The organism is Chryseobacterium sp. FW101-FHT12H09 (assembly GCF_058790395.1).
Window position 1 is genome coordinate 237674 of the sequence record NZ_JBYTCP010000004.1, and the last position, 23348, is coordinate 261021.

The window sequence follows — 23348 nt, forward strand, 5'->3', positions numbered from 1 at the left end:
AATTTTTTAATCACTTATTGTATTCCGTCTATTCTTTTTATTTTTAAATATTAAAATTAAACCATGAAAAAAACAATAGTGAGCATTTCCATTTTACTGGGTGGAATCTTTATACAGGCTCAATTACTAAATCCAGGTTTTGAAAAAACTGAAAATAATTATCCCACAGACTGGAGCAATAAAATCCTTGATCTCTATGAGATGAAGGCAGATAATGTAGTTAAACATTCTGGTACAAATTCATTACAGATCTCAAGTAAAAAAGAAAGTGCCAATGAATTACAAACTTTTTCACAGAAAGTCCCTGTTCCTGGAAAAGGCCTAAGAAAGATAGAAATCAGTGCTTATATCAAATCAGAAAATATACAAGGAAATATTGCACTTTGGACACAGGTTCGTGATGAGAAAAAAAACATGATTGATTTCGCAAATTCTGTTACACAGAATCACAAAGTAAGTCCTAATGAAGATTGGAAAAAATATTTCTTAGAATTTATATTAGATGATCAGGCAAATTACTTTGTACTAGGAGGCTTTTTAATGGGAGGTGGAAAAGTTTGGTTTGATGATTTTTCAGTTTCAGAGATTCCATTTTCTGGAAAACCAGCCTCTAAACCAGCTATAAAATATATTGATGAATTTAAAAGTATCGTAAAAAGAAATTCAATTTTTAAAGATAAAATAGACTGGAACAAATTGGAAGCAAATCTGCAAAAACTTTCTAATGGAATGGAAACAGTGGATGACACTACTCCAGCGATCCAATATATTATGAAAGCATTAAACAATGCAGGTGATAATCACTCTTTCATTGATAATAAGGAATATTCTGAGGAGAAAAAAAGCAATAAGAGTTCTCCGATTGAACCTGAATCAAAATTGTTGGATAAAAACATTGGTTATGTTATGGTTCCTGGGTTTTCTTCTTTAAATAAGGAAGTAGGTAATGCATTTGCAGAAAAAATTCAACATATGATTGAAACGTTGGATTCTGAAAATACAATCAAGGGATGGATTGTTGATCTAAGACCAAATACAGGAGGAAATATGTATCCGATGATCACCGGCTTAGGACCATTGACTGGTGAAGGTACCCTGGGTTACTTTACAAAAGATGGAAAAAGCAAAAGTGATTGGAGTTATAAAAATGGAAAAAGCTATAATGTCAAAGTTTCCAAACCTTATACGCTTAAAAAACAAGATCAGAAAATTGCTGTTTTAATAGGCCCAAGTACGGCTAGCAGTGGTGAAGCTACAACGATTTCGTTTATAGGAAAAAAGAATGTTAAGACTTTTGGACAACCTTCTGCCGGGCTTACGAGTGCTAATCAGGCTTATAGACTCAGTGATGGAAAGACCCTTCTCTTAGCAATAACTTATGAAATGGACAGAGCAGGAAAAAAATATATGGGAAAGATAGAGCCTGACGTCCTTATAACTCCATCCACTGACAAAAATATCGATGCTGAGATACAAAAAGCATCTGCATGGATTTTAGAATAAATAAAAAGGCTTCGATTATGGAAGCCTTTTATATGAGTTTAAGAATTACTCTTTTTTAAGAACATACATACTTGAAAACAGTTTATTGTCGTCAAATATCAAATTGATTTTATAGGTAGGGTTTTTAATCTCTAAATAATTGGAATACTTTAATCCGGTATCGCCAATGATATCATTTTTACCGATAACCTTTACTACATCCTCTCCTTTCATTCCTTTTTTTAACTGATTTTCAAATGATATCTCCACCGCTTCAAAGTCATTAATAGAATAGCCTTTTAAAATATTATTCTTTTGATCATTCTCTCCGTTTTTACCTGCTGTAAAATAGAAATAGAAATTATTGTATTTGTTTTCATGCATAACTTCCTGTAAACCTCCCTTGGGGTTCAATGTAATCACTCTTTCAAAGTTTTTGCCAGTGGCAGATTTAACGAAATCAGCTTCAGTTGATGCACCAAGTCTAAGGTCATTGATATTCCAGTTCTTATCAATTTTTAAGACCGGTTTGTTTTTAATATCCTTTGAGTCTGTCCTGTTCTTCGTTAATTCTTTAGTGTATGCTTCGTGATCACATCCTCCAAAATCAATAAGACCATTCATGCTATCCCAATAGCAGTTTTTAGATAGATTGGATTTATTTAAAATAATGAGCCTGTCATAGTCCGGTGCATAGAAAATATACTTATTCTGTTTTCTCACATTCCAATACAGACCATTATCTGTATTAGGGTTCTTGGTCCCCTTTCCATATTGGCTTTCAAGTTTTTTCAGGATCTCTTTTTTAAGAGTTGGTGTTTGCATTTCCATTCTGAATCCATAAATGGTAGGATCTGCTTTGTATTCTTTTAAAATTTTAGCAAGCTCTGTTTTGTCTTTAAATCCCTTCATATCAAAGTGCCCTCCACCAAACTTGGTAATGCTATCTGTTTTGAGCCGCTCAGAATTAATCTGAAGAAATACTTTTTGTCCCTTTAGATCAATTCCATCAAATGTATATTTTCCCGGGTTATCCATTTCTATCAAAAGGCCATACGCATACTCAACTGTTTCTACACCGATCATATTTTTATCGTTAAAGTCTACGATCTTTTCAATCGGTTCATCTAAATTCAGTTTGAAAAGATCTACTTTTTCCTGACCATTGCACGCAAGCATTAAAAATAAAAAAAAGAGATAGGATAAATATTTCATGGTATTGGTTAATTTTATTTCTAAAACACCAATATAAGAAGAAATAATGATTAGACTTCAGTTTAAATCAGGCATTAAACTGACGCAGGTGGTGATCCATATGTTTATATACAAAAATACCCAATTCATAAGGTTTCATCCTTCCAAAAAAATTATGAATAAAATCGGGATTCGAATAATTTCCATAGGCCTCGATCTGTTCCATCCATATCTTCTTCTGTTGCTCAAGGTTACCATCTAGTCCCTTGATGGCAAAATTTCCTGCCGGAATATTCTTATCCATTGGTTTATCATTTTTCACCAAGCTCCTTAAAGCAATTTTCCCAAATATTTTCCCCATAAATTCCTGTTTATAACCTTGCTTATCTACACCCAGAATCCAATCATTCCATATGGTACAGTGCTTGGTCATCTGATAAAGATTCATTTTTCCCCACTGAGCTGTATTCTTTTCCGTAAGGGAATTTATCCTTTTGATCAATTCTTGTCTGGTTGTATTTTCAAATATTGTTTTCATAACTGATTTTTATGTAAAATTAGAAGGTTTGGAAACGGGATCCGCAACGGTTAAATGACAACAAGCAGTGTATTTTGTGCCATTTTTTTACGTATTTTTGAGTACACAAGCATATCTACCTATGAAACATATTTCAATAATAGTGTATGAAGATGCAATGCCTACCGCACTATCTACTACAACAGCACTACTTACCAGCGCCAATGAAGCAGCATTAATAAAAGGAATGCCACCTCCCTTTCAGATAGAATTGGTGGGTGTTCATCATAAAAATGTACAGTCAAGTCTGCCTATGCAATTTAGCTGTAGTAAAACGCTGTCTGATGAATTTGACACCGATGTTGTTATCATTCCGCCAATGAAGGCCGGACCTGAGGACATCAATACTATATTATCTAAGAATTCAAAACTGATTGATTGGGTCAAGAAAATGTACGAACAGAAATCTGAGATCATTAGTCTATGTACAGGGGCTTATTTCCTTGCCGAAAGTGGTCTTCTGGATAATATGCCTGCTACTTCTCATTGGAATGCAATAGAAGATCTTCAGCAAAGGTATCCTTTAATTGATTTCAAACCGGATCATGTGGTCACCCATTCAAAAGCGATCATTACTGGTGGTGGTGGATTTTCATCGTTAAATGCCCTTTTGTATTTTATAGAAAAAAACTGTGGCAAAGAGATATCGGTTTCTTTAAGTAAATATTATGAACTCGATTACGGAAGGACCTCTCAGAATATTTTTACGATTTTCTCCGGACAACGCCGGCACGATGATCATGATATCCATATCGCTCAAAGCTATATAGAGAAGGAATTTACTACAGAGATCTCAGTAGAACAGGTCGCCAGTCAGGTGAATATGAGCAGAAGGAATTTTATCCGTCGATTTAAAAATGCGACCTCACTAAATCCTATAGAATATATTCAAAGAGTAAAAGTAGAGGCTGCAAAAAAAGCACTGGAAGCCGGAGAGAATAATATTGCTGATGTTACCTACAGTATGGGCTATAATGATCTTAGAACTTTCAGAACTGTATTTAAAAGAATTACTGGATTAACCCCTATAGACTATAGAAATAAATATAAAAGTCAGGAAATAGCTTAGGTAGAAGTTTGATTTATGAAGTACCAAAACGATAATTTTTATATAATAACCGGAGGTCCGGGTGTTGGAAAGACAACAATTCTCAAGCAACTCGAAAAGATGGGATACCTTACTGTATCGGAAGATGCCAGAAAGATCATACAGGAACAGGTACAAAATCATGGTAATGGTCTTCCCTGGAAAGATAAAGAACTGTATACACATCTCATGATCAATGCATCAGTTTATAGTTTTAAAGCCATATCAAATGATAAAAGGAATATTGTATTCTTTGACCGTGGGATTGTAGATGCATTTTGTTATGCTGAAATGATAGACTTAGTGATCTCTCCTGACATGAAAGATATTACCGAGACTTACCGTTATAATCATAAAGTTTTCATTCTTCCGCCGTGGCCGGAAATTTATGAAACTGATGATGAAAGAAAACAAACCTGGGAAGAAGCTGTTGCAACTTATGATGCGATGAAAAATACCTACTCTATTTATGGGTATCAAACCATTGATGTTCCTTTGGAAACGGTTGAGAACAGGGTTAAATTTATTTTGGATAAAATTGTAAATCCCTTATAATAACCAATCATTCAAATTCTTTTTCGAACTTTTTAAAGTCCTGTAATGTGGGTTGAGATCCTCGCTTAATTCTATTTTTAGTTTCCTTAACGATATCTTCTGATCCCAGTCTTTTAACCGTTGCAGTTCTAAGTCCGGTCAATACATTAATTTCAGTTTCTGTGGTTAAGTTTTTACCATCCCAAGTCCCTTTTGATACATTAATTAAATCGAAGTTTCCATTTTTATACCGGAATGTATACTCAGCATGTCCATCTTTGATATCCGATAAGATGTATAAGTTTCCATTTTCAATACTAAAAGTCGGGGTTTGATTTTCTGCGTGTTTGCCCTTTAATTCAACAGGATACTGAGCTTCAATAATATCCGTTGATGAGGTATGTAACTTAAGTTTTCCATCCGGCTGGGAAAGGAATATCTGCAATCTAAATGGAACAGTTGTATCAACAGTATCCATAGCCAGAATTAATTTATCCTTACGCCCATCATTATTTAAATCACCTGTTTCTTCCCGCACTACGATATTAAAATGATCTTTTCCAGTCTTATTCTGTGAATAGACGGTGATCTGTATAAGAGCAAAAAAGGCAAACAGTATATTTTTCATAAAAATAAATTCAAGTGATTCATTGGCAACAAAGCATGCAATATAATCATTCGAAAATTATAAATAAGAACAATAAACAAATGGAATCTATTTCCACCCACCTCCCAGCGCAGCATACAAATTAACAACCGCCTGAAGTTGCTGAAGTTTATCAGTCACTGCGCTTTGTTTTGCACTTAAAAGGCTTTGTTCTGATGTAAGGACATCTGTATAATTGGTAGCACTGGTGTATTTTAATAATTCCTTTGTAAAATGGACTGCTTTTTCCAGGTTGGCAATCTGCTCTTGTCTTGAGGATGTTTTTTCATCTACCATCTGGTATTGATAAAGCGCATTAGAAACCTCCTGACCTGCAGTAAGCAGTATTTTGTTGTAATTATATTCTGCAGCCTCATAATTGGCCTGTGCTATTTTTAGCTTTTGTTTATTAAGTCCATTATTAAAAATAGGCTGCGTTAAACCTCCTACAATATTAGCAAGAAAAGCACCTGCGCTAAAAAAAGACTTTAGCTGTGTAGCATACAAACCTCCTTGAGCTGTTATCGTTAATGAAGGATAAAAGGCCGTCTGAGCAACATTCACTTGTTCAAAATAACTTCTCAGTTGTAACTCAGCCTGTTTAACATCCGGTCTGTTGGCCAGTAATTGGGTAGGTAAACCCGTTGACAATTCACTGTACATCTGCTCATTAAAAAGTGAGTCCCGTTGAATAGGACCTGGAGTTCTGCCCAATAATAAAGAGATTGTATTTTCTGTCTGGCGGATATTATTCTTTATGTCCGGAACAGTAGATTTTACAGCATAGTAATTAGCAGCACTCTGTACCACTGCTGCCCCTGTCACCACATCACTGTTTTTCAAAACTTTCATGGTTTCTGTATCCTTGGAATAAACTTCTAAAGACTGCTGAACAATTTTCAGCTGCTCATCATAAGCCAGAAGCTGATAGTAAGTCACGGCAATATTGGCAACGAGCTGCGTCTGTACCGCCTGCTTATATGCTTCACTGGCAAGATAACTGGCATACATTGATCTTTTGGTACTTCTTAACTTACCCCAGATATCAGCCTGCCATGAGGATAACGCATACAACTGATAAACCTGATTATTCGCGGCCTGTGAATTTGAGGGATGATACTCTCCTCCTGAAGCATTTCCGGAAAGAGAAGGTAGAAATGCCTGCTTACTCTGTACAAAATTGGCTTCAGCCACTTTCAGATTGGTAACAGCTGTTTTCAGATCAAGGTTATTTTCAATCCCTTCCGTAATAAGCTGTTGCAATAAAGGATCTTTAAAAATTTCTTTCCAGGAAAGTGTTGCTATAGAGGTTGTATCTTTTACTGTATTTCCATACAAATTATCAGGAGCCGACTGTTTATTCACATACGGTTTGGTAACATCACAACTATAAAGTATAGCTGAGGTAATGATTACCTGTACAAAAAATTTATATTTTATTTTCCAATGTACCATACTTCTATTGTAAGGAGCTATTTTTATTATCAACAATCAGTTCATCATTTTCGTCATATTTGTTACTTTTTATTTTCTCCTGCAATCCCTGGAAGATGACATAGAGTCCGGGGATCACAAATATTCCGAGTAATGTCCCAAATAACATTCCGCCGATAGAACCTATCCCAATAGATTTATTTCCATTAGCCCCAACACCTGTAGAAAACATCAAAGGCATCAAACCGAAAATAAAAGCTAATGAAGTCATCAATATCGGACGTATTCTAATTTTTGCCCCTTCTAATGCACTCTCAAGCAATCCCATTCCTTCGTGTCTCTTCTCTAAAGAAAACTCTACCATCAAAATGGCATTCTTCGCCAAGAGTCCTATCAGCATGATCATACAGATCTGTACATAAATATTATTATCAATCCCAAATAATTTAGCAAAAACAAATATCCCACTCAGTCCAACAGGTAGCGAAAGGATTACCGCTAATGGAAGAATGTAGCTTTCATACAAAGCACTCAGCAACAGATAGACAAAACAAAGACTTAACAAAAATATAATACCAGCCTGAGAACCTGAGCTCTGCTCTTCTTTACTGATACCACTGTATTCAAAACTGTAGCCCGGAGGCAGAACTTTAGCCGCCACTTCATTGATAGCTTCCATAGACTGACCTGTACTGAAGCCTATATTGGGTGAACCATTCACTGAAATAGCATTATACATGTTAAACCTCGATATGGATGATGGTCCATATACTTTTTTCATCGTTATATACTCTGAAATGGGGCTCATTACTCCGCTTTTGGTTCGTACTTTAATGTTATTCATCTGCTCAATGGTTCCTCTGTAAGGATTATCAGCCTGAAGAATGATCTGATACTGCTGTCCGAATTCCGTAAAATTACTTATATAAGAACTTCCATAGTAGACATTCATTAAACTTAAAATATCTGCAGGCTGGATTCCATTGTCTTCACATTTGGCAAGATTGACATCTACTTCATACTGTGGGAAATTAGGATTGAATGCTGTAGCCGCATATTGAATTTCACTTCTTTTATTTAATTCTGCTAAAAAATTTTGGGCTACTCCATAAAAGTCAGCAATGGAATGTCCACCTCTGTCTTCGATCTGAAATGTAAATCCACCACTCGTACCAAAACCACTGATGGTAGGTTGCTGCATAAAGTTAATGGAAGCTCCCTGTATATTTTTTGTTTTTTCAGTAAGCTGCTGTATAATATCCTTATCGGTAACTCCAGGACGCTGACTCCAGGGTTTAAGCCTTAAAATAAGCATTCCGTAAGAACTTCCGCTTCCTCCCAACTGATTCTGTCCCAATGTCGTCATTGAAGCCTGTACCTCAGGAATGGTATGGGCAATACGATCTATCTGAGTGTTTATGGTCTGTACCCTTTCTTTAGTTGCCGCAGCAGGAAGTGTTACGTTAACGAAAATAGTTCCCATATCCTCTGAAGGGACAAAACTTGAGGCTACACTTTTAATCGTCACATAAAATAACCCTCCAAAAAGGACGACAAGAAGTGCTGTCAGCCATTTTTTCTTTATCAGAAACCCTACAGAGGCTATATATTTATTTATTAATTTGTCATAATTGGAATTAAAACCATCTTTTATCTTTTTCAAAAAGCCTCTTTTACTTCCTTCCACCTCATGTTTTGGCGGTCGTAAAAACATAGCCGCTAAAGCAGGACTTAAAGTAAGTGCATTCACTGCCGAGATCATAATAGCAATCGCCAGTGTAATACCAAACTGTTTATAAAATACCCCTGCAGAGCCTCCTAAGAAAGTGACAGGAAGAAATACTGAAGCCATTACAAGCGTAATAGAAACAATAGCCGGAGCAATCTCTCCCATTGCATCAATTGCTGCTTTACGAGGGGACGTATATCCATGTTCGAGCTTGCTGTGTACAGCTTCCACAACCACTACGGCATCATCCACCACAATACCTATGGCAAGTACCAAAGCAAATAAAGTAAGCAAATTCAGACTGTATCCAAATAAATACAAAAAGAAGAATGTTCCTATAATCGACACCGGAACAGAAACTCCGTGAATAATGGTAGAACGTACGTCCTGTAAAAATATAAGGATCACGACAAACACCAGTAAAAAACATTCAACCAATGTATGGAGAACCTTATCAATACTTTCACCAAGGAAGTTATTAATATTAACCAGCTCTATCATTTTGATCCCTGAAGGAAAACTCTTTGAAGCATCAGCCATTACTTTCTGTGCTCCTACAATCACTTCCTGGGCATTGGAACCTGGAGTCTGGCTTATCGATATGGCAACGGCAGGTTTACCATTAATGGCTGTAGCACTGGTATAGGTCTGGGTTCCCAAATCAATACGAGCAACATCTTTAAGGTAAAGATACTGTCCGGTTCCAATTGATTTGATAATAATATTCTGAAACTGCTCAAGTGAGCTCAACGTACCGGAATAGGTAATATCATACTGAAATGCCTGAGCCATGTTATCACCAATTTTACCTGGTGCAGCATTAAAATTCTGTGCATTCAATGCTGTCGTAATATCAGCGGGAACCAATCCATAGGCTGCCATTTTATCGGGTTGCAGCCAGATCCGCATGGCATAGGTCATCGCTCCACCGAATATGTTGGCTCCACCTACTCCTTTTGCTCTCTGTAGCTGCGGAACTAAATTGATCGCCGCATAATTCTGTAAAAATTTCTGATCATATTGCGAGCGCTCACTGTACAATCCAACGATCAGCACATTACTGCTTTGCTGTTTCCTTACTGTTACCCCAGCTTGCGTTACCGCCTGCGGAAGCTTGGATAATACCGTACTTATTCTGTTCTGTACATCTACCGCAGCTTGGTTAGGATCTACACCTACTGCAAAATAAACAGTGATACTTGCCGATCCTGTATTACTCGCTGATGAGGTCATATAAGTCATCCCTTCCACGCCATTGATCTGCTGCTCAAGTGGAAAAACCACACTATTAATCAGTGTTGTTGTATTAGCTCCCGGATAGGAAGTCGAAACCTGAATGGTAGGCGGTGCAATATTAGGATACTGAGCCACCGGCAGGCTGGTCACTCCTAAAATCCCCAGTACAACAATGATGACAGAGATCACAGTACTTAATACCGGCCGTCTTATAAATAGCTTTAGCATGGCCTCTTAGTTAGATTTGGTTTTCATGGTACTGTACACTTCAACAGCATTGGCAGGTATGGGTTTTACTACCGTGCTGTCACTGATATTAAGCCCGTTAAGAAGAACTTTATCTCCTACTTTAACGCCATCTTTAATCACTGCAAAGTTACCGTCGTCTGTAGGTGAGGTGACTACCGCAGTACTCATTACTTTATTTCCATTCATCAACTGATAGACGAATGATTTATCCTGCATTTGATAAATCGCCGTCTGAGGAGCTAATAAAGCATTATCGAGACTAACAGGAATCCGGATCGTAGCACTTGCGCCGTTTTGGATAAGACCTAATTTATTATCGAATATTGCTTTGAATGTTGCAGTACCGGTACTTGTGTTTATGCCACCGCTGGCTGTTACCAGTTTGCCTTTTTCAGGATAAACGGTTCCATCAGCCAATACCAATGTGACCAGAGGCATATTATTTAATTTTTCCAGCGTCGTACTTCCTTTCATTGTATTCATAAAATCCAGAAGCTGTTTTTCACTGAGGGAAAAATAGGCGAAAATACTTGTGGTGTCGGAAAGTGTCGTAAGCGGATCTGTTGTTGTACTGCTTACCAAAGCACCTATTTTATAAGGAATAAGACCAATGGTTCCACTTTGTGGACTTCGGATGTAGGTATATCCTTGATTGGTTTGAGCATTGGCAAGAGTTGCTTTTGCCTGAGACAAAGCAGCCTCTTGTGACTGTAAAGTATATAAAGCGGAACTCAGTTGATATTTGCTTACAATTTCCTGTTCTACCAGAGGTCTTGCTTTCTCCACATTCATACGGGCAGTATTGACGTTGGCTTCTGCTATTTTTATAGCTCCCCTGGCTGTAACAATGTCCTGTTCATATTGGGGATTTTTGATCCGGAATAATAGCTGTCCTTTAGTTACTGCGGCTCCTTCGGAAACATAAATATCCTGGAGGTAACCAGAAACCATGGGCTTTATTTCCACTACATTTTCACCTTGTATGGAGGCTGGGAAATCATTATAAACTGTTACCGATCTCGGAGTGAGAGTTAATACCTGATAACTTTGTATAGGTTTCTCTTTTGTCTGTTCCTTTTTTTTGCCACAAGAAAGCAATAATATTGGAATAAACAGGACATATCTACTTTTCGTCATATTAAAATATTTGTGTCTGATAAGAATTACAAAAAAATGAATTATCATCTCAAGCTTTAAAATAAATCCCTTAGCACTACCCTATGATTATAAAAATAGGATTTTGTTAGATCAAAAATGTCAAATTTTAAATAAATTTTAACATTTAATAAAAATTATTAAATCGAAACAGAATTTTATATAATAAAAAACCAGTCTCTCCCGATGGGATAAAGACTGGTCTCTGTTATATTTATTGAAGATAACTCCTATTTTTGAAAAGATATTTTAATTAAAAGACTGTTTATAAAGTAAAGGAGTGGTATTTGTTTTCTTCTTAAATAACTTATTAAAAGACTGTGAATGTTCAAATCCGAGCTGATAAGCTACCTCTGCCACTGAAAGACTGGTGGTCGTAAGATATTCTTTGGCTTTTTCAATCAGTTTTTCGTGGATATGCTGTTGGGCATTTTGTCCCGTCAGATTACGAAGCATATCACTAAGATAGTGTGGTGAAAGATTGAGTTTCGAAGCTAAAAACTCCACGGTAGGAAGTCCACCGGTTAAAGTCTCCTGTTTATTAAAATAATCTTCAAGTAAATTTTCCATTTTGGAAAGTAAATCACTATTAACCGTTTTACGTGTTATGAACTGGCGCTTATAAAATCGGTTACTGTAGTTTAATAACACCTCAACATAAGAAACGATGACATCCTGACTGATCTCATCAATCGCTGTATCCAACTCGCCATGAATATTATCCAATAACCCCACGATCAGTTTCTTTTCTTTATCAGATAAATGAAGTGCTTCATTGGTGTCATAAGAGAAGAAACCATATTTCTTTATACTCTTACCTAGCGGGTAATTTCGAATGAAATCAGGATGAACCAATAAAGTATATCCATGGTATTTCGCTTCTTCATTAGTAGATAAAATCTGATTGGGTGCCGTAAACATCATTCCACCCTCATTGAAATCATAGTACCCTTGCCCATATCCAATTTTTCCATTCTCAGAAAACTTATAGGAGATCTTATAAAAATCCATCACAAAGTTGCGGTTAAGCAGTTCCTTGTTGACACTCATTTCAGTATTGTCAATCAAGCTAATCAATGGATGAAGGGGTTTTGGCACCCTCAATATCTGATGAAGCTCGGAAATGGATGAGATTTTCAAAGGGCTGTTATCTTTCTTTTCCATAGTATAAATGTATGAATTATTTAAGTGAAAAAACAGCACAGCTCACACTGTACCTGTGCTGTTTTAAAAGGAAAATTTATATAAACTGTTTTCCCAATTGCTCTCTGAATGCTTCAACACCTAACTCCTGACGTTGTTCATACAATTCATTGGCATCTTTTCCTGCGATGTATCGTAGTTGCTTTTTCCCGTCTGTTGCTGCTTCATATACAACCTCGGCAATCAATTCCGGTTCCGAAGCTGCTTCCAGCATCCCTTCCAAGTTTGAAAACAGACTTTTGATTATAGGTTCGTATTCCGGTTGAGTTCCCATATCCAGAGAGCGACTGATAAAATCTGTTTTTATTCCTCCCGGAGAAACTGTTTTTATGTCCACTCCGAAAGTATTCAGTTCAAAAGCTAAACTTTCACTCCATCCCTCCAGTGCCCATTTCGTTGCATGATAGGTAGAACTTAAGGGGAACGCCATCAACCCGCCAATAGACGTTGTCGTAATAAACATTCCGCTTCTTTTTTCTCTGAAATAAGGAATGAAAGCCTGTGTTACACGAATCACTCCTAATAAGTTTGTATTTAATTGTTTAACGACCTGATCATCCGTTAAGGCTTCTAAAGGTCCCATTAAACCATATCCGGCATTATTAAAGACTAGATCGATATTGCTGATCTCAAGTGCTTTTTTCACAGTAGACTTGATCTGTTCCGGATTTGTTACATCCAATGGAAGAACTGTTACATTCTCTAAAGCTCTAAGTTCTGTATCAGATTCCGGATTTCTCATCGTAGCGATCACGTTCCATCCTCTGCTTTGAAATAATTTTGCACTTGCTTTTCCAAGTCCTGTTGAGGCACCTGTTATAAAAATTGTTTTCATTTTTTTATTGTATTAAAATTACAATACAAATGTCTGCAATCAAAAAAACGCCAGAGTTGCCAAATTGGATTTTGATGTAGCCAAAATGGAATTTACATTTTAAAGACAGAAAAATAGGTCTTCCTTATTAATTTTTGAATTGATATTAATATATTTGATCTAAAGAGGCCCCATAGTTCAATGGATAGAACAAAAGTTTCCTAAACTTTAGATCCAGGTTCGATCCCTGGTGAGGCTACAAATTGAATACTCTACTATTTAGTTGAAAAATGAAAGTTAAACATAGGCTTGGTATTGTATTGACGATTGCAAATAAACTAAATGAAAATAAAAACTACTGCTAACAAGGGCTTTGCATGAGGAAGGCTGAAATGCGAAATTCACCGGCAGTGTTTCAGTTGAACTTTAATCATAAATTAAGCTTTTGTCCTTCGGCAATCCCAAAACGTTAAGCGTAATTTTACAAACAACCTCAAATCAGAATTCCGACACGAAAAGAAATGAAAATACTTATTACAATTTTTTCTTTATTATTTTTTTCATTTTCTTATGGACAATCTGTAAGTAAAACAAAACCCGCAACACTAAATGCAATAGCAAAATTCATATCTCATGAAAATGGCGAAATGATTTCTATTTCAAAATTTTCAATAATAAAAGACTTTTCAAATAATGCTTTTGCTGACACCGTTTTTGTATATGACAGCAAAGAAATTCCTTTAGACTTTGACACTGTATTATTAACTGTAAATAAATATGGTGGAGAACGCTCAGAAGGTAACATATATTTTAGCAGCCCAGATTATGATGCAAATTATGGTATTCATCCAATAAGAAATAACCAAATTTCAATTGGTGAAAATGAAAATTCTGAAATTAATGAATGGGCTTTAAAAGGGCAAATAAGAAAAATAGCAGTCTTAGAATATGAACAATTTGACCAAACTAAAAATAAACCTAAAAATCCCAAGAATTGTAAAAGTAATACTACTGTTAATTATAACCGTACAGGAAATTTAGACAGCTTAAAGATTTTGTATAAAACCAAAACATCTTCTACATTTATGGAAACAAACATCTCATATAATTATACGAATGTAGAAAGGACAGGAGTTGTTGTTGAAAATAAAAAAGATACAATTTCTATAACTCACAAAAAATGGTTAACAAATCAACTGTATACGGAAGAATATTTCGACAGCAAGAATAATCTATTTAAAACAATTTGGACATTCGTTGACAGCAATCATAAAATCACACATCAAAGAACAGAAGAAAAATATACAAACTCAGCAACTGAGATAAGACCGTTTGACATTTATTACACATTTAACGAAGATAATTACCTGGAAAAAATAACAACCAAATTTCGAGGAATAGAAAATGAAACCATTGTGGACAAAAATATAGATTTGCTGTTTGACCATAATGGTAATCCAACAAAATCAATAAAAGTTGAAAATAATATCAAATATTTGATTATAAGAAAATATGAATACTACTGAAAAAACAACCACTAACAAAGGTTTGCCGAAAGCGGGGCTAATTGCTTTGATTTTCTGTCCGAACGTAAAGCAGTAAAACGTTAGCACCAATACATTCTAAAAACAGACACATTGAAAAACAAGAATATATATATTTCATTAATTGTCTTTATAGCAGTTTTTAGCTCAATTGCTTTTTTGATGGGATATCGAATTCCACAATGGGACAAACACAGAGATTGGGTTTTTATACCCGAAAATAAAGATCCCTTTTTTGAAATTGAAAAAACAGACATAAAGACAGATTTTGTGCTGCATATACCCAATGGTAAAGGCTATATTTTGTTATTGAAAACCGGTGATTTTATAACCGTAACTGCTATTACAGAAAAAGGAAAAATAATTAAACGATTCCCGAAAACAAAAGACTTTTACATTGATTCCCTTAACCAAAGATTTATTTTTTCTAAGGAAATTTATAAGGGTGATGACCATTTAAAAAAACAATTAATAAGTTATCGTTTTACGGATTATCAGAAGCAGGAAAATCGGGAACTCAACGATTTTATTATAGAAGAAACGCAAGCTGAATTTTTAAAAAGAAAAGGCTATTCTATAAAGGATTTCCTTAAGGATAATGAAAAAAAAGAGTTAGACAGTCTTTATCTAAAGGAAAAAACAAAAGAAGCCAATTTCTACAAAACACTCTACCCTGTAACGAAAGTATCAATAGCATATGAAGCATTGGACACAGAATTCTATACCAATAAAAATGGACAACTATATACCGTTGAAGAAACGAAAGTAAAGGCAAATAATATTGAAGATATTTGGAATAGTCTATACCTACTTTTCCCCAATTACAAAAAAAAAATGAGTGTACAAACGCTTACCAAAAATATGAATACCTATGTGAAAACAGACGAACCAACCATAGAAAGTAATTTTATTCATACACATTATCTACGTGTTTCTTTCAGGCAGCACCATATAAATTATTTCAGCATTCCTTTTGGAACTAAAAATTTTAACTTTAAATATAAAGAGAGAACATTGGCCTACCCAGAACAATTGAATATTCCTAAAAATGATATGGATACACTCGCTTGTATCATTGACAAAACATTGTACAGGATATACCCAAAAACAAATAAAATTAAAAAATGAAAGAGCAAAGTGTCATCTCTTTCCGACTTGTATAACCAATTTACTCTTCAAGCATTGAAAATGGTTTAATTCAATACTTTATGATTACGATCATAAACCAACTTAAAATCTGTTATTAAATTTGAAATGGAAAGTATTCCGATAATAATTCATCATTTTTACAGTTAAGCTTCTCTCCAACGGGAAGCTTTTTTAGAATACTTTTTTAGATCTTTTTAATATTACTGGATAGGAGTCTTTCGCAATTGAAGGACTCCTTTTTTAATTTAAAAAATCCCCAACCAAGGTCAGGGATAAAATTTCAAATGTGATATTTAAATGGGACTATTATTTTACTGCATAAAATGCAACTCCTTCATATGTCCAGCCATTTCCGCCCATCCTAGTTCATTAAGATTTGTTGTATAAAAATGACCATTCTTTGAAGATCACTTGAAGTTTTAAATGCTACCCCCTCATAAGACCAATCGTGCTGACCAATCGGAAATGTAAGTATAAGTATTTTTCTCATGTAATAGAATATGTAATTTAAATAAAAAGGCTGCTAATGCGGCCTTATATTATTTCATTTCTGCTAAAATAATTGTCTTTATTTTATTATATGAATAGTTTAATTTTTCAATTTCTTCTTTTTTGTTAATAATATTAAAAGTTTTAATTTTCTCTTTTTTTATTAATGAATTAAAATCATCATATGAATAAACCTTACTTCCAATTAAAACAATAGTTTGTTCATTATGCTTTTTTTTAAGATCAGAAATCATATTTCTTTGGTCTCCATAATCCGGACTATAATCAATAATAGGCTGGCTAACTGTTTTACTACAACCGCAACATATCATCAAAGAGAATAAAATAAAATTTTTCATATTTTCAAAATTAAGACTAATAATTACCTTCTCCTAAACAAATAGCTAGGACTCCAATACAACTTGTAATGGTTAATGTTCTCATAGGTTTTAGTTTTTTATTAAACTTAAATATATACAATTTATATGACTCGATGATTTACAATTATTTATCCGTATTATTTGGCTAAAATTTAATCAGATAAGGTAATTGTTTTGAATTATTGGTTGCACTATTACCTGTTTTTTATATTTTTAAATAATGCAACCAATACTTAAAGAAGAAGTTTTTTCTGCACCCCGATGGCAAAAAACTATATACCGCATTGTAAGCCTTTTAATGTTAATATTGGGAGGGTATGTGCTCAAAATAAAAAATGCTGGATGGATTATCTTTTTAGCCGCTTTTATTTTTCTAATTGCCGTTTCAATGTTTATCTATACCCGGGTAAAACTTATTATTTCGAATGACAGTCTACGTTTTGTTGGTGGTCTGAAGAAACATTCTTTTTTGTGGAGTGACATTACACAAATAGATATGATTAGGCTAGGAAAATTTAAAACACCATCAGCAACGATATATTACTCTGGCGGGAAGCTGGAACTCAATATGAGTGTTTACCTTAAACCAGAGTTCAATAAAATTTTATCGCTTTTAGAAATGAAAATTGACCCGGTTCTATTTACAGAGAATTACAAAGAGGTTCGTGGCCAGATCAGTTGATATTTTTTACAGGCTTGAAGTTGAAAACACTCCAAATCAATACTTTGTGATTACGATCATAAATAAATTTAAAATCTGTTGCTAAATTTGATTTAGAAAACCAGTCTAATAATAATTCATCGTTTTTTACAATCGTAGTGCTTCCCTCTTTTGGGAAGCTTTTATTTGAATAATTTTTGCAACTTATACATTTTACAGCCCCTGGAGTCTTTCAATTTCGAAAGGCTCCTTTTTTATATGAAAAATCCCTCAGATTGAGGGATTCTATTTATTATATTGGAACGCAATAGCAATTACAAGCAGCGTCTGGTTCTGGTCCGCAAATACCCGTGGCTTCGCAAATGAGCTTAAAGTGAGGTTTGCAAACACCATCTATGCCTCCGCCTCCTTTAACTTGTTTTAATCCTTCTCTGGAAATTTTTTTGAAATTATTCATTGTTTTTATTTTAATTAGGTATTAAATATAAGAATTATTCTCCAACTATAGATTTAATATACAAAATATGATTACGAAAATCTACACCCTTAAATCAAACAACAAAAGTATTTACACTTTTAATATTTATTTAGTTTTCAGTAAATCAACCTCTAAAAGATTATTATTATTTTTAGTTCTGTTCTTGTAATATTTTTCCATATTTCTCTTAAATTCACTGTTGCTTTTTCCATCCTGAGTCTCTATAATATCTAGACCCATCAAGTTTTTGCTAGGATTTCCTCGATATTCTTTATATAATTTCCTATACTTTTCATGATCAATAGATAGCATTTTTTTACTGCTTGTTTTGTAACTTAAAATACCATTTAATTTTTCAATAGCAACTAATCCAAAACTATGTGTATGGGTATTATCCTCTATTTTTAAAACAAGACCGGGCAAACCATGAAATTTATAAGGGCCATCAGATATAGGAATATCCGTAGAAAACCAGGCTGTCCATATTCTTCCGGCAAAGTGTAAAGTAGCTTTTTGGGTAGAGAATTTATTAATTTCCTTCTTTTCTGAAGAAATTTTCCAATCCATTTTTCTTAAATCAGAAACTATATAAATATCACCATACAACGAGACAATTAGAGAAACATCATAGTTTGGATATTTTTTATAAACCCGGTTTTCAAAACTACTTAATTTTTCATCTTGTATTGATGCAATTGAATCATTTTTAAAATTTTGGACATCATAAAAAATAGAGCCTTCCTTATATACATCCAGATACATTACTGCTTTTGTTGTATCATTTTTTATAGTGTCTTTAACAGACTTATATTCATACACAAATCTATTAGATTGACAATAAACAAAATGAGATAAGAAAAATAAAAAAGCAAATAATTTCATTTTTGTTTTTGTGAATAATGTAATAATTTTTTTCGGAAGAATTCAAACTTGTTTACCGCCTTTTTAGAAAAAATTATGCAGAATAAATTTACAACATGAAACTTTAATTAAAAAAAGAATAAATAAAAAAGCACCTCTTCCCAAATGCCTTCCCATTTCCATAGAAGTTATCATTTTTTTTTGCAAATTTGTAAAAATGTCAGATATGCAAAAAGAAAAATTACGTTCGCTAAGAAAGAGAAAAGGTTATACGCAACAGCAGATTGCTGATATCATTGCAACGGATGTATCTAATTACAGCAGGAAGGAAAGCGGTGACGTAAAAATCTTTAAAGATGAATGGGAAAAGATTGCTGCTTTCCTTGAAGTCCAGGTTGATGAAATTTACGAAATGGAAGAAGCGAAAGTAATTGTTGAAAACCCTGTTTTTAATGATAGCCCAGGTTCTTCAGGAGGTGGTAATGTGACCAATTTTAATAATGATGTGAGTATTTCAGTCATAAAAAATTTACAGGATTATATAGTTCTTTTAAAAGAAGAAAACGATAAACTGAAACAACAGATAGGATCAGGAAAATAAATAAATAAATAAATAAATAAATAAATAAATAAATAAAAAATCATCTCGTTTCGGAGATGATTTTTTTTGATTAATATGCTCTCTTATTTCTGCTATTTTCATTTCGAAAAATTGGCACAAGTAAAACTTGTATTTTCATGGAATTCATGCATTAAAAGCGCTAAAAACAACCACATACCACATATAAAAATAATCAATTATTATTAAGAATAATAATTACAATAACGAATTATATGATTATTATTAACAATAATATCAAAATTTATTACTATATTTACAATGTAATAAAAATTTACATTCTATTTTGCACATTTACTTCCCTATTTTGGGAAGTTTATAATACCTTTAAAATTCATAATAAGCGTAGGAGTCTTTCAATTTAGAAAGGCTCCTTTTTTATTTAGCTAATTGATAGGATCTGGTTTAAAAATGTTAAACAAATCTTTATGATTACGATCATATAATTGATATACAAATACTTATTACTTTTAGGGGGAAAACTAATAATCAAGCATCACTTATTATTTTATTGCTTCCCCTTTATCCGGGAAGCTTTTGTTTGAGACACTTTTTTTAGATCTTATCATATTATAGCCACTGGAACCCTCTGAATGGAGGGTTTTCTTTTAAACAAAAATCCCCAACCGAAGTTGAGGATAAAAACTAATAACCATGAAAACTCAAATTAAACATGAGTTGTGTTCTTACATTGAAATATTGTGCCAAGAATTGAGACAATACAAACTTTAACATAATTTTAATAGTTTTATACTCCCCCTTTCCTGTTGATTGTAATTTTGTACAAGTATATTTTTGAATTAAATTTGTACTTGCATTGATTGATCAATTCTCAATACAACGATACTCTATATGATAAAATATTTCTTCAATCTGACTATCTTTTTGTCGGCAGCTGTTTGTTCAGCACAGAATAGTTTTAAAGTGATTCCACTGGGAACTTATGGTGGTGGTGATGAAAGTAATTTATCCAGTTATATGGCTGCTCCGGTAAATTCTGAAAATTATATAGCGCTTGATGCCGGAACGATACGTTCAGGAATTGAAAAAGCCATACAGAAAGGAAATTTTAAACAAAGCTCTGCATCGCAGGTTATGCAACAAAATATCAAGGGATACCTGATTTCTCATGCACACCTCGATCATGTAAGCGGAATGATCTTAAATAGTCCGGATGATACAAAAAAGTCTGTGTATACCCTTCCTACCGTAGGGAAAATCATTACAGATAAATATTTCTCATGGGAAAGCTGGGCCAACTTTACCGATTCCGGTGAAGCTCCCCGTTTAAGCAAATATAAGATGGTAAGTCTTGAGGATGGTAAGGAAATACCGATCACTGATACCGAAATGTATGTCACTGCATTTCCGCTAAGTCATGTCAATCCGTATGAGAGTACAGCTTTTCTCGTAAGACATGATGGTGATTATCTTTTATATTTAGGAGATACGGGAAGCGATCTTATAGAAAAAAGCAATAAGCTTGAAAATTTATGGAAACAGATTGCTCCTTATATTAATGAGCAAAAATTAAAGGGAATTCTAATAGAGGTTTCCTTCCCTAATGAACAGCCCGACAAATCTTTATTTGGCCACCTTACTCCAAAATTACTGGAACAGGAACTAAATACTCTGAACAGATTCTGTAAGCCAGGAAAACTGCATCACGTTCCTGTCATTATTACCCATCTGAAACCTGTAGGTGATCATATTGAAAAAATCAAGAAGCAACTGAAAGAAAAAAATGCTCTGGGAATCAAGTATATTTTCCCTGTACAAGGGGAAAAAATCACTTTATAAGGAGATATAACCAAATACTTAACATCCTATCATATAATTCATTACATTTGTTTTACAACTAAAAACAATGTACTATGAAAAACAATTTGAAATCATTAGAAAGAAATCAGTTAAAAGTAATTAATGGTGGCGTACCCGCATGTCCTGAGAATCTGGAATGTGGCCCTGGAAAATGCTGTATCAATGGCGGCTGCCGTCCTATATCAGAGGCGGGACCCAATGGATTATGTATGGCACCACCAATCGAATAGAATTTTTTCAAACGGCAAAGAATAATCATATTCTTTGTCGTTTGATTATTAGATGATATAGGCAATGCTATCTCATCTTCATGTAAATTTAATTATATCCAAAAAAACAATGTACTATGAAAAATCTGAAATCCTTAGAAAGAAATCAATTAAGAATGATCTACGGTGGCTATCCGCCATGTCCTGAAAGCTTAGAATGCGGTGACGATTGGTGTTGCATCAACGGTGCATGCCGTCCGAGATCTCAGGCAGGCCCCAATGGACTATGCATGGCCATCATAATCGATTAAAATTTCTCTGAAGACAAAGAATGAAATTTTTCTTTGTCTTCAGTTTTTAATGCTGCTCGTTATCTAACCTCAATCCCGGCATCTATATAAGGTTTTAAATAATCTGATTTTGGATCTGCCTCAGTGATAATAATATTCAGTGAATTGGCAGCGCAGATATAAAAGGATTCGGATTTTCCCAACTTATCTGAAGTCGAAAGAGCAATCGTGCATTTTGAAGTTTCTATCATCACCCTTTTAACCAGGCTGTCTTCATAATCATCACCGGTAACTCCAAAATTCAGATCGATACTGCATACACCCAGTAAACAGATATCAGCTCTGATATTCCTTATACTTTGAATCGTCTCATACCCATTTGTAGAGAATGAAATTTTATTCAGCATTCCACCCATAAATAAAACTTCAATTTCTTTATGATCTTCCAAAAGTGAAGCAACCGGAAAGCTATTGGTTACTACAGTTAAAGCAATATCCTTTGGTAAATTAGCAATTACCGCCAGTGCTGAAGTTCCTGAGTCAACTAACAGAACCATTCCGGGTTTAATATATTCCAATACCTTTTCAGCAATGATCTTCTTGTGTGGGACGTCGATATTCTGACGGTCTTTAAAATGAAGCGGCATTGAAGACCTTTGAATAGCACCACCACGGACAGCTTTTAACAGACCTTTATCTGATAATTCTTTAATATCTCTACGCACGGTATCTTCAGATACTTTAAGTATTTTACTGATCTGATCAAGCAATACTTTTTTATCTTTTACTAAATACTCGAGAATGAGATCCTGTCTTTCAGCTTTTATCATAACACAAATATAGAAAATATTTATTGCAAAATAATGCAACTTTATGCAATAATACATATCTTTGTTGCAAATAATTGCAAAATGAAAAATAAGAAAGAAACCATTGCGATAGATATGGACGGTGTAATAGCAGATGTAGAAGCGCAACTTATCGATTGGTATCACAGAGATCACGGTATTTTAATCAGTAGAGAAGATATGATCGGTAAACCGGAACCCGAAGCTTTTCCAGATAGAGAAGCAGTCTTAAAATTTTTACAGACTCCCGGTTTTTTCCGCACTCTGCCGGTAATGCCTAATGCAGTGGAAGTAGTTAAAGAATTGATGAATGATTATGATGTTTATATTGTGACTGCTGCTATGGAGTTTCCACTTTCATTATATGAAAAATACGAATGGCTGCAGGAGCATTTCCCTTTTATATCATGGAAAAATATAATCATGTGTGGTGATAAGAGTGTTATCGACACCGATTATCTGATAGATGACCATATTAAAAATCTTGATTTCTGTAAAGGCAGACCCATTATGTTCAATGCCGGACACAATAGTAGTATAGATCATCATCAGCGGGTACACAGCTGGGATGAGGTGAGGGATTTATTTAGTAATATTAGAAACCTAAGTCAATCTGAAGCTATTTAATCGGATATCATATCTATAAAAAAAGGTAATCA

General features: G+C 34.2%; 23 protein-coding genes and 1 tRNA gene. 11 read left to right on the forward strand and 13 right to left on the reverse strand.

Features of this window, described 5'->3' with window-relative positions; translation table 11 throughout:
• Nucleotides 1-63 precede the first annotated feature (63 nt).
• A complete protein-coding gene (locus AC3WRL_RS16715) occupies nucleotides 64-1503 on the forward strand; it encodes a S41 family peptidase (protein ID WP_492330789.1) in 1440 nt (479 codons plus the stop codon).
• A 45-nt stretch (nucleotides 1504-1548) separates the two neighbouring features.
• Here AC3WRL_RS16715 and AC3WRL_RS16720 read toward each other — a convergent pair whose 3' ends face one another.
• Together AC3WRL_RS16720 and AC3WRL_RS16725 are read right to left on the reverse strand one after the other, a co-directional pair.
• On the reverse strand, nucleotides 1549-2697 hold the full coding sequence (locus AC3WRL_RS16720) for a hypothetical protein (protein ID WP_492330790.1): 1149 nt from the start codon (nucleotides 2695-2697) through the stop codon (nucleotides 1549-1551).
• A gap of 67 nt (nucleotides 2698-2764) precedes the next feature.
• Nucleotides 2765-3214: a DUF1569 domain-containing protein gene (locus AC3WRL_RS16725; RefSeq protein ID WP_492330791.1), complete on the reverse strand. Its 450-nt coding sequence runs from the start codon at nucleotides 3212-3214 to the stop codon at nucleotides 2765-2767.
• A gap of 121 nt (nucleotides 3215-3335) precedes the next feature.
• On the opposite strand from AC3WRL_RS16725, the gene AC3WRL_RS16730 reads away from it, so the two are divergent.
• Both AC3WRL_RS16730 and AC3WRL_RS16735 read left to right on the forward strand, forming a co-directional pair.
• On the forward strand, nucleotides 3336-4322 hold the full coding sequence (locus tag AC3WRL_RS16730; protein WP_214825422.1) for a GlxA family transcriptional regulator: 987 nt from the start codon (nucleotides 3336-3338) through the stop codon (nucleotides 4320-4322).
• 15 nt (nucleotides 4323-4337) lie between these two features.
• Complete coding sequence (locus tag AC3WRL_RS16735) at nucleotides 4338-4895, forward strand: AAA family ATPase (RefSeq protein ID WP_214825424.1); 558 nt, start codon at nucleotides 4338-4340, stop codon at nucleotides 4893-4895.
• Nucleotides 4896-4902: 7 nt separating this feature from the next.
• Here the strand turns inward: AC3WRL_RS16735 and AC3WRL_RS16740 are convergent, their stop codons facing one another.
• From AC3WRL_RS16740 to AC3WRL_RS16765, 6 genes are all read right to left on the reverse strand, one after another.
• Nucleotides 4903-5502: a hypothetical protein gene (locus tag AC3WRL_RS16740; protein WP_214825426.1), complete on the reverse strand. Its 600-nt coding sequence runs from the start codon at nucleotides 5500-5502 to the stop codon at nucleotides 4903-4905.
• An 87-nt stretch (nucleotides 5503-5589) separates the two neighbouring features.
• Nucleotides 5590-6975 carry an efflux transporter outer membrane subunit gene (locus AC3WRL_RS16745; RefSeq protein ID WP_492330792.1) on the reverse strand — a complete coding sequence of 462 codons (1386 nt, stop codon included), beginning with the start codon at nucleotides 6973-6975 and terminating at the stop codon, nucleotides 5590-5592.
• A gap of 4 nt (nucleotides 6976-6979) precedes the next feature.
• On the reverse strand, nucleotides 6980-10147 hold the full coding sequence (locus AC3WRL_RS16750) for an efflux RND transporter permease subunit (RefSeq protein ID WP_492330793.1): 3168 nt from the start codon (nucleotides 10145-10147) through the stop codon (nucleotides 6980-6982).
• A 6-nt stretch (nucleotides 10148-10153) separates the two neighbouring features.
• Nucleotides 10154-11305 carry an efflux RND transporter periplasmic adaptor subunit gene (locus AC3WRL_RS16755; RefSeq protein ID WP_492330794.1) on the reverse strand — a complete coding sequence of 384 codons (1152 nt, stop codon included), beginning with the start codon at nucleotides 11303-11305 and terminating at the stop codon, nucleotides 10154-10156.
• A 267-nt stretch (nucleotides 11306-11572) separates the two neighbouring features.
• Nucleotides 11573-12487, reverse strand: coding sequence for a helix-turn-helix domain-containing protein (locus AC3WRL_RS16760; protein ID WP_214825430.1), 915 nt, complete (start codon nucleotides 12485-12487; stop codon nucleotides 11573-11575).
• Nucleotides 12488-12563: 76 nt separating this feature from the next.
• Nucleotides 12564-13361 (reverse strand): SDR family oxidoreductase, encoded by a 798-nt coding sequence (locus tag AC3WRL_RS16765; protein ID WP_261512070.1) that lies wholly within the window; start codon nucleotides 13359-13361, stop codon nucleotides 12564-12566.
• A gap of 166 nt (nucleotides 13362-13527) precedes the next feature.
• Between AC3WRL_RS16765 and AC3WRL_RS16770 the strand changes: the two genes are divergently transcribed.
• From AC3WRL_RS16770 to AC3WRL_RS16780, 3 genes are all read left to right on the forward strand, one after another.
• A tRNA-Arg gene (locus AC3WRL_RS16770) sits at nucleotides 13528-13599 on the forward strand.
• A gap of 262 nt (nucleotides 13600-13861) precedes the next feature.
• Nucleotides 13862-14866: a hypothetical protein gene (locus AC3WRL_RS16775; protein WP_492330795.1), complete on the forward strand. Its 1005-nt coding sequence runs from the start codon at nucleotides 13862-13864 to the stop codon at nucleotides 14864-14866.
• Between the two features lie 111 nt (nucleotides 14867-14977).
• The gene (locus tag AC3WRL_RS16780) at nucleotides 14978-16012 is read left to right on the forward strand and encodes a hypothetical protein (protein WP_492330796.1); all 1035 of its coding nucleotides are present in this window, start codon (nucleotides 14978-14980) and stop codon (nucleotides 16010-16012) included.
• Between the two features lie 382 nt (nucleotides 16013-16394).
• Here AC3WRL_RS16780 and AC3WRL_RS16785 read toward each other — a convergent pair whose 3' ends face one another.
• Together AC3WRL_RS16785 and AC3WRL_RS16790 are read right to left on the reverse strand one after the other, a co-directional pair.
• Nucleotides 16395-16523, reverse strand: coding sequence for a hypothetical protein (locus tag AC3WRL_RS16785; RefSeq protein WP_492330797.1), 129 nt, complete (start codon nucleotides 16521-16523; stop codon nucleotides 16395-16397).
• A 49-nt stretch (nucleotides 16524-16572) separates the two neighbouring features.
• Entirely contained in the window at nucleotides 16573-16881 is a 309-nt protein-coding gene (locus tag AC3WRL_RS16790; protein ID WP_492330798.1) for a hypothetical protein, read from the reverse strand.
• A gap of 241 nt (nucleotides 16882-17122) precedes the next feature.
• On the opposite strand from AC3WRL_RS16790, the gene AC3WRL_RS16795 reads away from it, so the two are divergent.
• Entirely contained in the window at nucleotides 17123-17584 is a 462-nt protein-coding gene (locus AC3WRL_RS16795; RefSeq protein ID WP_492330799.1) for a hypothetical protein, read from the forward strand.
• A 271-nt stretch (nucleotides 17585-17855) separates the two neighbouring features.
• Here the strand turns inward: AC3WRL_RS16795 and AC3WRL_RS16800 are convergent, their stop codons facing one another.
• Both AC3WRL_RS16800 and AC3WRL_RS16805 read right to left on the reverse strand, forming a co-directional pair.
• Nucleotides 17856-18020: a bacteriocin-like protein gene (locus AC3WRL_RS16800; RefSeq protein ID WP_449243617.1), complete on the reverse strand. Its 165-nt coding sequence runs from the start codon at nucleotides 18018-18020 to the stop codon at nucleotides 17856-17858.
• 126 nt (nucleotides 18021-18146) lie between these two features.
• Complete coding sequence (locus AC3WRL_RS16805) at nucleotides 18147-18923, reverse strand: GLPGLI family protein (protein ID WP_492330800.1); 777 nt, start codon at nucleotides 18921-18923, stop codon at nucleotides 18147-18149.
• A gap of 205 nt (nucleotides 18924-19128) precedes the next feature.
• Here AC3WRL_RS16805 and AC3WRL_RS16810 point away from each other — a divergent pair, with 205 nt between their 5' ends.
• The 3 genes from AC3WRL_RS16810 to AC3WRL_RS16820 all read left to right on the forward strand — a co-directional run bounded on the left by AC3WRL_RS16810 (nucleotide 19129) and on the right by AC3WRL_RS16820 (nucleotide 21572).
• Nucleotides 19129-19503, forward strand: coding sequence for a helix-turn-helix domain-containing protein (locus AC3WRL_RS16810; protein WP_492330801.1), 375 nt, complete (start codon nucleotides 19129-19131; stop codon nucleotides 19501-19503).
• Between the two features lie 870 nt (nucleotides 19504-20373).
• Nucleotides 20374-21321 carry an MBL fold metallo-hydrolase gene (locus AC3WRL_RS16815; protein ID WP_492330802.1) on the forward strand — a complete coding sequence of 316 codons (948 nt, stop codon included), beginning with the start codon at nucleotides 20374-20376 and terminating at the stop codon, nucleotides 21319-21321.
• A 74-nt stretch (nucleotides 21322-21395) separates the two neighbouring features.
• Nucleotides 21396-21572: a hypothetical protein gene (locus AC3WRL_RS16820; protein WP_214825445.1), complete on the forward strand. Its 177-nt coding sequence runs from the start codon at nucleotides 21396-21398 to the stop codon at nucleotides 21570-21572.
• A gap of 349 nt (nucleotides 21573-21921) precedes the next feature.
• On the opposite strand, the gene AC3WRL_RS16825 is transcribed toward AC3WRL_RS16820, so the two are convergent.
• The gene (locus AC3WRL_RS16825; protein ID WP_214825446.1) at nucleotides 21922-22671 is read right to left on the reverse strand and encodes a DeoR/GlpR family DNA-binding transcription regulator; all 750 of its coding nucleotides are present in this window, start codon (nucleotides 22669-22671) and stop codon (nucleotides 21922-21924) included.
• An 81-nt stretch (nucleotides 22672-22752) separates the two neighbouring features.
• Between AC3WRL_RS16825 and AC3WRL_RS16830 the strand changes: the two genes are divergently transcribed.
• Nucleotides 22753-23316, forward strand: a complete 564-nt coding sequence (locus AC3WRL_RS16830) for a 5' nucleotidase, NT5C type (RefSeq protein WP_261512064.1) — start codon at nucleotides 22753-22755, stop codon at nucleotides 23314-23316.
• Nucleotides 23317-23348 lie beyond the last annotated feature (32 nt).

What these genes read in the sequence shown, in the direction of transcription:
- AC3WRL_RS16715 (WP_492330789.1), top strand. Translation starts at nt 64, where the DNA reads ATGAAAAAAACAATAGTGAGCATTTCCATTTTACTGGGTGGAATCTTT.
- AC3WRL_RS16720 (WP_492330790.1), bottom strand. Translation starts at nt 2,697, where the DNA reads ATGAAATATTTATCCTATCTCTTTTTTTTATTTTTAATGCTTGCGTGC.
- AC3WRL_RS16725 (WP_492330791.1), bottom strand. Translation starts at nt 3,214, where the DNA reads ATGAAAACAATATTTGAAAATACAACCAGACAAGAATTGATCAAAAGG.
- AC3WRL_RS16730 (WP_214825422.1), top strand. Translation starts at nt 3,336, where the DNA reads ATGAAACATATTTCAATAATAGTGTATGAAGATGCAATGCCTACCGCA.
- AC3WRL_RS16735 (WP_214825424.1), top strand. Translation starts at nt 4,338, where the DNA reads ATGAAGTACCAAAACGATAATTTTTATATAATAACCGGAGGTCCGGGT.
- AC3WRL_RS16740 (WP_214825426.1), bottom strand. Translation starts at nt 5,502, where the DNA reads ATGAAAAATATACTGTTTGCCTTTTTTGCTCTTATACAGATCACCGTC.
- AC3WRL_RS16745 (WP_492330792.1), bottom strand. Translation starts at nt 6,975, where the DNA reads ATGGTACATTGGAAAATAAAATATAAATTTTTTGTACAGGTAATCATT.
- AC3WRL_RS16750 (WP_492330793.1), bottom strand. Translation starts at nt 10,147, where the DNA reads ATGCTAAAGCTATTTATAAGACGGCCGGTATTAAGTACTGTGATCTCT.
- AC3WRL_RS16755 (WP_492330794.1), bottom strand. Translation starts at nt 11,305, where the DNA reads ATGACGAAAAGTAGATATGTCCTGTTTATTCCAATATTATTGCTTTCT.
- AC3WRL_RS16760 (WP_214825430.1), bottom strand. Translation starts at nt 12,487, where the DNA reads ATGGAAAAGAAAGATAACAGCCCTTTGAAAATCTCATCCATTTCCGAG.
- AC3WRL_RS16765 (WP_261512070.1), bottom strand. Translation starts at nt 13,361, where the DNA reads ATGAAAACAATTTTTATAACAGGTGCCTCAACAGGACTTGGAAAAGCA.
- AC3WRL_RS16775 (WP_492330795.1), top strand. Translation starts at nt 13,862, where the DNA reads ATGAAAATACTTATTACAATTTTTTCTTTATTATTTTTTTCATTTTCT.
- AC3WRL_RS16785 (WP_492330797.1), bottom strand. Translation starts at nt 16,523, where the DNA reads ATGAGAAAAATACTTATACTTACATTTCCGATTGGTCAGCACGATTGG.
- AC3WRL_RS16790 (WP_492330798.1), bottom strand. Translation starts at nt 16,881, where the DNA reads ATGAAAAATTTTATTTTATTCTCTTTGATGATATGTTGCGGTTGTAGT.
- AC3WRL_RS16795 (WP_492330799.1), top strand. Translation starts at nt 17,123, where the DNA reads ATGCAACCAATACTTAAAGAAGAAGTTTTTTCTGCACCCCGATGGCAA.
- AC3WRL_RS16800 (WP_449243617.1), bottom strand. Translation starts at nt 18,020, where the DNA reads ATGAATAATTTCAAAAAAATTTCCAGAGAAGGATTAAAACAAGTTAAA.
- AC3WRL_RS16805 (WP_492330800.1), bottom strand. Translation starts at nt 18,923, where the DNA reads ATGAAATTATTTGCTTTTTTATTTTTCTTATCTCATTTTGTTTATTGT.
- AC3WRL_RS16810 (WP_492330801.1), top strand. Translation starts at nt 19,129, where the DNA reads ATGCAAAAAGAAAAATTACGTTCGCTAAGAAAGAGAAAAGGTTATACG.
- AC3WRL_RS16815 (WP_492330802.1), top strand. Translation starts at nt 20,374, where the DNA reads ATGATAAAATATTTCTTCAATCTGACTATCTTTTTGTCGGCAGCTGTT.
- AC3WRL_RS16820 (WP_214825445.1), top strand. Translation starts at nt 21,396, where the DNA reads ATGAAAAACAATTTGAAATCATTAGAAAGAAATCAGTTAAAAGTAATT.
- AC3WRL_RS16825 (WP_214825446.1), bottom strand. Translation starts at nt 22,671, where the DNA reads ATGATAAAAGCTGAAAGACAGGATCTCATTCTCGAGTATTTAGTAAAA.
- AC3WRL_RS16830 (WP_261512064.1), top strand. Translation starts at nt 22,753, where the DNA reads ATGAAAAATAAGAAAGAAACCATTGCGATAGATATGGACGGTGTAATA.